Origin of the sequence: Leisingera sp. ANG-Vp (genome assembly GCF_000813725.1) — a bacterium.
Lineage (GTDB): Bacteria > Pseudomonadota > Alphaproteobacteria > Rhodobacterales > Rhodobacteraceae > Leisingera.
In genome coordinates this window covers 33947-41773 of record NZ_JWLD01000011.1, presented here as the reverse complement: position 1 = coordinate 41773, position 7827 = coordinate 33947, and the positions used below count along the sequence as shown (strand labels likewise).

Here is a 7827-nt window from a genome sequence, read left to right as displayed (position 1 = left end):
CCCCCCAGGCGGGTGCATTCTGCCCCCTCCTCGGACGGGCGCATCCCTCTGTAATGCCCGGATCAGGTGCCACACATGTTTGATCAGAGCCACATGGACAGCAAGCCCTCGACCCGCATCGATGAAGCCCGCCGCCAGATCGAAATCTGCAACGCCTGCCGCTATTGCGAGGGTTATTGCTCGGTGTTTCCGGCGATCATGCGCCAGCGCAGCTTTGCTGAGGCGGATATCACTCAGTTCGCCAACCTCTGCCACAACTGCCGCGGCTGCTACTACGCTTGCCAATACACCGAGCCGCATGAGTTCGAGCTGAACCTGCCCGGCATCCTGGCCGAGGTGCGCACAGACAGCTGGGAGCGTTTTGCCTGGCCCGGTCCGTTGGCCCGGCTGTTCCAACGCAGCGGCACCGCGCTGGCCCTGGCGCTGATGCTGGGGTTTGCGGTTCTGTTCTGGGCGGCGCAGGCCCTGCGCCCCGAAAGCGGCGACGGGTTTTACGCGGTGATGAGCCATGGGCTGATGGTCTCGGTCTTCATGCCGGCTTTCCTGCTGCCGCTGCTGGCGCTGATTGTCTACCTGCGCAGCTACTGGCGCCATGTGGGCGGCGGGCAGATCCGGTTGTCTCACATCCGTCACGCTTTGGGCCGTGCGGCGCAGATGAAAGACCTGTCGGGCGGCCAAGGGCAGGGCTGCAATTTCGAGGACGAAGACCGTTTCTCCAACGCCCGCCGCTTTGCCCATCAAGCGGTGATGTGGGGCTTTCTGATGTGCTTTGGCTCCACCGCCTCGGGCACAATCATGCATTACGCGTTCGACTGGCCTGCACCCTACGGGCTGTTCAGCCTGCCTAAGCTGCTGGGGGTGCCGGGCGGAATTCTTCTGTTCTTGGGCTGTGCCGAACTGGCCCGGTTGAAGCGGAAGGCTGATCCTGCCTTAGGGGCCAAGCAGATGCGGTCCGGGGAGATGGGGTTTGTGCTGCTCTTGGGGTTCGTGTCGCTGAGCGGACTGCTGCTCTATGCCGCCACCGGAACCGGAGCAGTTGCAGTCCTGCTGCCGCTGCATCTGGGTTCGGTGCTGACCTTCTTTCTGCTAACACCCTACACCAAGATGGCGCATGGTTTCTTCCGTCTGGCAGCACTGGTCAGGGACGCCGCGGAAAAGAAATGAGCTGTTGCATGAACCAAAAGAAAAGCGCCGGGCAGGTCCCGGCGCTTTTTGCTGCTGGTGATATGGGCCGCCTTGGACTTGCGTGAATGAAATTCACTAAAATGGGCGTTTAATGAAATTGTTCTAATGGATTGGAGTTCTTAGGCTACTGAAAAATCATCTGCCAAGAGGGTGCCCATGCGCCGAGCCAGACAGAAACGGGCTGCCACTGGACAGCCGCTGACCGCTACTCCGCCGCCCGCAGGCGGGCGGTTCCAGCCGCTGACCGCAGCCAAGGCTGCAGAAATCACAGACACGGCTTTCACAATTCTGGAGACAATCGGTGTTTCCGGTGCACCGGAGACGATCCGGAAGCTTGCCCTTGGCAATGGGGCCGAAGAACGGGCCGATGGGCGGATCACCTTCCCGCGCAGCTTGGTCGAGGACATGATCGCCAAGGCCTGCAAGCGGGCGGAGCTGCCGGGTTTCAAGCGCGACCGCGGCATCGAGATCGGCGGCGGCCGGGTGCATATCGGCACCGGAGGCGCAGCGGTGCAGGTGCTGGAGGCGGAGACCCGGACCTTCCGCGACTCGACCCTGCGGGATCTCTACGGGCTGATGCGGATCGTCGACGCCTGCGACAGTATTCACTACAGCCTGCGGCCAGTGGTGGCGCGGGACCTCGAGGATCCGTTGACACTGGACATCAACACTGCCTTCGCAGCGATGAAGGCAACCTCGAAACCTATTGGCACCAGTTTTTTCGAGCCCGCCAATGTGGCGCCGGTGGTGGAGATGCTGGACGCGGCGCTGGGCGATGCCTCCTTTGCCGCGCAGCCTTTCTGTTTTGCCTCCGTCTGTCATGTGGTGCCGCCTTTGACCCTGGCCGAGGAAGCCTGCGGCGTGATGCAGGAATGCGTGCGGCTGGGAATGCCTCTGCAGATCTGCTCAGCCGCGCAGGCGGGTGCCACCAGCCCGGCGTCTCTGGCAGGCGCATTGGCGCAGGGGCTGGCGGAATCGCTGGCGGGGCTGGTGCTGGTCAACATGATGAAGGCGGGTTTTCCCTGCATCCTGGCCTTCATGCCTTTCATCTCGGATCTGCGCACCGGCGCGATGACCGGAGGATCGGGTGAAGCTGCGGTGGCCAATGCCGCTGCAGCACAGCTGCTGCTGAACCTGGGCCTGCCGTCCACTGTCTCGGCGGGCATGACCGATGCCAAAACTGCCGATGCGCAGTCGGGCTATGAAAAGGGCTACACCATCGCGCTGGCAGCCCAGGGCGGCGCCGACATGATCAACCTCAGCGTTGGCATGCTGGGGTCGATCATGGCGGCCAGCAAGGAGGCGCTGGTGATCGACAACGACATGTGCGGCGCCATCCTGCGATCGGTGCGCGGGGTCGAGATGTTCGATGGGGCCATTGATCTGGAGATGATCGAGCGGGTGGTGACCGGCGAAGGCCATTACCTCGGCACCGCGCAGACCCTGGAGCTGATGACCAGAGAGTATGTTTACCCGGCGCTTGGCGACCGCCAAAGCGTGAACGACTGGCTGGAAAGCGGAGCGCTGACGGTTTGGGACCGGGCGGTGGCCCGGGTGGCCGAGATCGAAGCCATGCCTGCACCGGACCATCTGCCTGCTGGCGCCGAGGCCGCCATCCGTGCCCGTCTGCCCATTCATCTGCCCGAAATTCAGAAAGCCTGACCTTATGAAAACCCAAGCCAAAGTTGTCATTATCGGCGGCGGTGCCGTTGGTGTTTCAACCCTCTACCACCTGGCCAAGGCAGGCGTGACAGATACGATCTTGATCGAGAAGAACGAGCTGACCAGCGGTTCCACATGGCATGCAGCGGGCAATATCCCGACTTACGCCAACAGCTGGGGCGGCATGCGGGCAGGCAACTATGCCTGGCGGCTCTACAAGGATCTGGCGGAGGAGGTGGACTACCCGATCACCTACCGCCACACCGGGGCGTTCTGGCCCGCACACGCACAGGAGCGGATGGACCTGTTCCGGCACCTTGTGGGGATCTCCAAGGGGCTGGGCTATGACATGGCCATGCTAACGCCCTCCGAAATGGACGGCATGCATCCCTATTTCAGCTCAGGGTCCGGCATCATCGGCGGCATCTATGACCCCTATGAAGGGGATGTAGACCCCTCGCAGCTCACCCAGGCCCTGGCCAAGGGCGCGCGGGATCAGGGCGCGGCGATCCAGCGGTTCACCAAGGTCACCGGCATCAGACGCCGCGCGTCCGGCGAGTGGGAAGTGGAAACCGACCGGGGCAATGTGCGCTGCGATGTGGTGATCAACGCAGGCGGCTACTATGGCCGCCAGGTGGGTGAGATGGCGGGGCAAAAGCTGCCGGTGGTGACGCTGGAGCACCAGTACCTGGTCACAGAAAGCATCGCGGAACTGGAAGCCAATCCGGAGAACTTCCCGCTCGTGCGGGATCCGGACATCATGTACTATCTGCGCCGCGAGCGGAACGGGCTTTTGCTGGGCTCCTACGGCCACGAAGGCCGCCCGGCCTGGCTCGACGGCATGCCGGACTGCTTTGCCAACCAGCTCTATCCCGACAGCGTCGACGACATCGCGGAAATCCTGGAAGCGGCGCTGGAGCATGTGCCGCTGTTGGGCGAGGCCGGTGTCAGCCGCTTTGTGAACGGCCCGATCCCCTACAGCCCTGATGGCGCGCCCTTGTGCGGCCCGGCCTTCGGCCTGCCGAACTTCTATCACGCCTGCTGTTTCCCGGTTGGCATCACCCATTCGGCGGCGGCGGCGAAAACCCTGACCGAGTGGATCACCGAAGGCGAGCCCGAGTGGGACATGTCGATGTGGGACCCGCGCCGTTTTGGGGAGGAATGGGCAACCTTTGATTACACTGTCAAACGCTCCAGCGAGCTGTATGAGAACCAATACGCGATCCCCTATCCGCACCGCCTGTGGAAAGCCGGGCGTCCGGTGCAGACAACTCCGCTCTACAATACGCTGAAAGCGAAGGGCGCGGTGTTCGGCCAGGTGGCCGGCTGGGAGCGGGCGTTCTGGTTTGAAAGTGATACGGTCAAGGACGATGGCGGGCTGAGCTTCCATCACGAGGCCTGGCACGATGCGGTAAAAGCCGAATGCGAAGGCGTGCGCGACAATGTCGGCGTGATGGATCACGGCGGTTTTACCCGCTACGAGGTTGAGGGCCCCAAGGCAACCGAGCTCCTGAACCATGTGTTTTGCGGCGCGATGCCCGCGGCGGGCCGGGTCAAGCTCAGTTACATGCTGACGCCCAAGGGCAAGATCTGGTCCGAGGCCACAATCGCCCGGCTGGACGAGAACAAATACCTCTTGTGCGGCCCGTCTCTGGCGGATCAGCGCGATCACGACTGGATGTCGCAGTTCCTGCCGGAAGAGGGCGTGAGCCTCACGCGCGGCTCGGCGTTTGATGCGGCGCTGATGGTGATGGGGCCGAAGTCCCGCGATGTGCTGCAGCCTCTGACTGAGGACGATCTGTCGAAAGAGGCAGCACCTTGGATGTCCGTGCGCGAGATCACCATTGCCGGCGCACCGGTAATTGCCCTGCGGGTTTCTTATGTGGGTGAACTGGGCTGGGAGTTGCATATGCGCTCCGCCGATCTGGTTGCCGTCTACAGCGCCATCATGGAGCAGGGCGCGGACAAAGGCATGGTAGAGTTCGGCTCTTATGCGCTGAACGCGATGCGGATCGAGAAGGGCTATCACGGCTGGGGGTCGGATTTCGGCATCGAATACACCGCCTTTGATGCGGGCCTGGACCGGTTTGTCAGCAAGAAGAAAGACAGCTTTGTCGGCCGCGATGCCTTTATAGCGCAGGCGGAGCAGGCGAAAGACTATCACTTCACCGCCTTTGTGCTGGAAGGCTATGGCGCGGATGCGCTGTCCTCGGACCCGATCTGCCGAGATGGCAAGCCGGTGGGCTATGTGAGCTCGGGCGGCACCGGGTTCCGCATCGGCAAGCGCCTCGCGCTGGGGTATCTGACGGTTGAGGCGCAGCCGGGCGATGTCTTTGACATCGAAGTGCTGGGCCTGCCGGTGAAGGCCACCGTTGCCACGGTGCCGTTCTACGATCCTGAAAACGACCGGCTGCGGGGATGAACCGCATGAGATCGGCACGCGAAGGGCTGCAGAGACCCGCGGGGTGGCGCAGATGCGCCGCCCCATGGGGGCGGGTCGGCGCAGCCCGGCCTACGGCCGGGCGATTCACCAGAACAACTGGCGACACAGAAAGTTAATTCCATGGCAAAATCCCTTCCCCAGGACGTTCAGGTCGCCATCGTCGGCGGTGGCATCGTCGGCTGTGCAACGGCCTATCACCTCGCCAAAGCGGGGTGGTCGGTGGCGCTGTACGAGCGCAAGAAACTGACGAGCGGAACAACCTGGCACGCCGCCGGCCTGGTCAGTGAGACCCAGGGCGTTCCGGTGATGACGGCGCTGGCCAAATATGGCCTCGACCTGATGGAGGCGCTTGAGGACGAGACCGGCCAGAACACCGGCTTCAAGCGCAATGGCTCGATGACCTTGGCGCTGACGGACGCGCGGATGGAGGAGCTGCGGCGCAAGGTGGATTATGCCCACGGCTGCGGCGTCCGGGCGGAAGAGATCAGCGTGGGCGAAGCTCTGGAGCGCTGGCCTTTGCTGTCTGCCCATGACGCCAAGGGCGCCTTCTGGTTCCCCGGCGACGGCTATACCAACCCGATCGACACGGCCATGGCGCTGGCCAAAGGTGGGCGCATGAATGGGGCGCAGATATTCGAGGACACTAAGGTTGAGCGGGTGGTCATTGAAGGCGGCCGTGCCATTGGCGTGGAAACCGCGCAAGGGCTGGTGCGGGCAGAACATGTGGTCAATGCGACCGGCATGTGGGCGCGGGAGTTCGGGCTGGCTCATGGCGTGCAGATCCCGCTGCATTACACCAACCACTATTACGTGGTGACCGATCCCATTGAAGGCGTCACCGGCGACCTGCCGGTGCTGCGGGTGATGGATGAATACGCCTATTACAAGGAAGATGCCGGCAAACTGCTGATCGGCTGTTCCGAGCCAAACGCCACCCCCTGGCTGCCCGAGGGCGGCCTGCCGGAGGCGTTTGAGTTTGATGAGCTGCCCTGCGACGAGGAACATCTCTACCCGGTACTGGAAGCGGCGATGGCACGGGTTCCGGCGCTGGCGGAAAGCGGCATCCGCAAGTTCTTCAACGGGCCGGAGTGTTTTACTCCTGATGCCAAGCATTACCTGGGGCCAGTCACAGATGTGAAAGGCCTGTGGGTGGCTGCCGGGTTCAACTCAACCGGTATCCAGAACGGGCCGGGTGCCGGCAAGGCACTGGCGGAGTGGATCATGGCCGGGCATATGACCGTGGACCTCACGGATGTCGATTCCAGGCGGATTGTGCCAGGGCTGAATGCGCGCAGTTATACGGCGGCCAAAGCGGCGGAAACGCTGGGCCATGCCTATGCTATGCACTGGCCCTACCTGCGCAAGACCGAGGCCCGCGGGCTGCGCCGCACGCCATACTATGGCCATCTGAAGGCCGCAGGCGCCCAGTTCGGCAGCGCCAACGGCTGGGAGCGGCCCTTGTGCTATGGCTGCGAAATGACCGATGGCTTCGGCCGCGAGCCGTGGTTTGACGACTGGAAGGCCGAGCATGAGGCGCTGCGGAACGATCTTGGGATGATCGATCTGACATTTGGCCGCTTCATTGTTGATGGCTCCGAGGCCGAAGCACAGATGCAGCGGATCTGCGGGGCCAATATGGCGGTGGACCCGGGCGCGCTGGTCTATACCCATATGTTCAACGAACAGGGCGGGATCGAGGCGGATGTCACCGTTGCGCGGCTCTCGGGTACCCGGTTCATGGTGATGTCCTCGGCCGGGGCTGAGCCGCAGACCGAAAGCTGGCTGAAAACCCAGCTCGAGGGGAGCGGTGTCAGTGTGGTGAATGTGACTTCTGCCGAAGCGACGCTGGCGGTAATGGGGCCGCGGTCACGGGAGTTCTTGCAAGTTTTGACCGATGCGGACCTGTCAAACGGGGTTTTCCCCTTTGCCAGCTTCCAAGAGCTGCACGTCGGACATTGCCCGGTGCGGGTGCAGCGGATCACCTATGTGGGCGAGCAGGGCTGGGAGCTGCATGTTCCGGCGGAGTTTGCCCAAGCTGTCTTTGAAACCGTGATGGCGGCCGAGGGAGCTCCGCGCCTGTGCGGCGGCATGGCGGTGGACAGCTGCCGGATCGAGAAAGGTTTCCGGCATTGGGGCCATGACATCGGCCCCTTCGATAGCCCTGTGGAAAGCGGGTTGGCCTTTGCCTGCGACTTCACCACGGAGTTCACTGGCAAGGCGGCCATCGAAGCCAATCAGGCCGAGGGTGCCGCCAGCCGCCTGATGTGTTTCCGGCTGGATGATCCCGAAGCGCTGGTCTTTGGCAAGGAGCCCATTCTGCGGGATGGGGAGCTTGTTGGGCGGCTCACCTCTGCAAGCTATGGCTGGACTGTTGGGGGCGCGGTTGCGATGGGGTATGCGGCCCGGCCCCAGGGAGCTGCGCTGAAGGAACTGGAGCTGGGAAACTACCAGATTGTGGTGGCGGGCAAACCAGTGAAGGCCACCGCCAGTTTGCGAGCGCTGTATGATCCGGGAAATGCCAGGATGCGGAGCTGACA

Annotated in this window: 4 protein-coding genes; all 4 read left to right on the top strand. The window is 63.1% G+C overall.

All coding sequences use genetic code 11. From position 1 onward, the window contains the following. Positions 1-75 precede the first annotated feature (75 nt). The 4 genes from tcuB (at position 76) to RA20_RS05105 (ending at position 7825) form a co-directional block, all read left to right on the top strand. A complete protein-coding gene (gene tcuB / locus RA20_RS05120) occupies positions 76-1164 on the top strand; it encodes a tricarballylate utilization 4Fe-4S protein TcuB (protein WP_241482213.1) in 1089 nt (362 codons plus the stop codon). Between the two features lie 177 nt (positions 1165-1341). Next, positions 1342-2847, top strand: a complete 1506-nt coding sequence (locus RA20_RS05115) for a trimethylamine methyltransferase family protein (protein ID WP_052248842.1) — start codon at positions 1342-1344, stop codon at positions 2845-2847. Between the two features lie 4 nt (positions 2848-2851). Beyond that, a complete protein-coding gene (locus RA20_RS05110) occupies positions 2852-5269 on the top strand; it encodes a GcvT family protein (RefSeq protein ID WP_039125321.1) in 2418 nt (805 codons plus the stop codon). 141 nt (positions 5270-5410) lie between these two features. Then, positions 5411-7825 (top strand): GcvT family protein, encoded by a 2415-nt coding sequence (locus RA20_RS05105; RefSeq protein WP_039125319.1) that lies wholly within the window; start codon positions 5411-5413, stop codon positions 7823-7825. Positions 7826-7827 lie beyond the last annotated feature (2 nt).

Coding starts and splice junctions, on each gene's coding strand:
- tcuB (WP_241482213.1), top strand. CDS start 76: ATGTTTGATCAGAGCCACATGGACAGCAAGCCCTCGACCCGCATCGAT.
- RA20_RS05115 (WP_052248842.1), top strand. CDS start 1,342: ATGCGCCGAGCCAGACAGAAACGGGCTGCCACTGGACAGCCGCTGACC.
- RA20_RS05110 (WP_039125321.1), top strand. CDS start 2,852: ATGAAAACCCAAGCCAAAGTTGTCATTATCGGCGGCGGTGCCGTTGGT.
- RA20_RS05105 (WP_039125319.1), top strand. CDS start 5,411: ATGGCAAAATCCCTTCCCCAGGACGTTCAGGTCGCCATCGTCGGCGGT.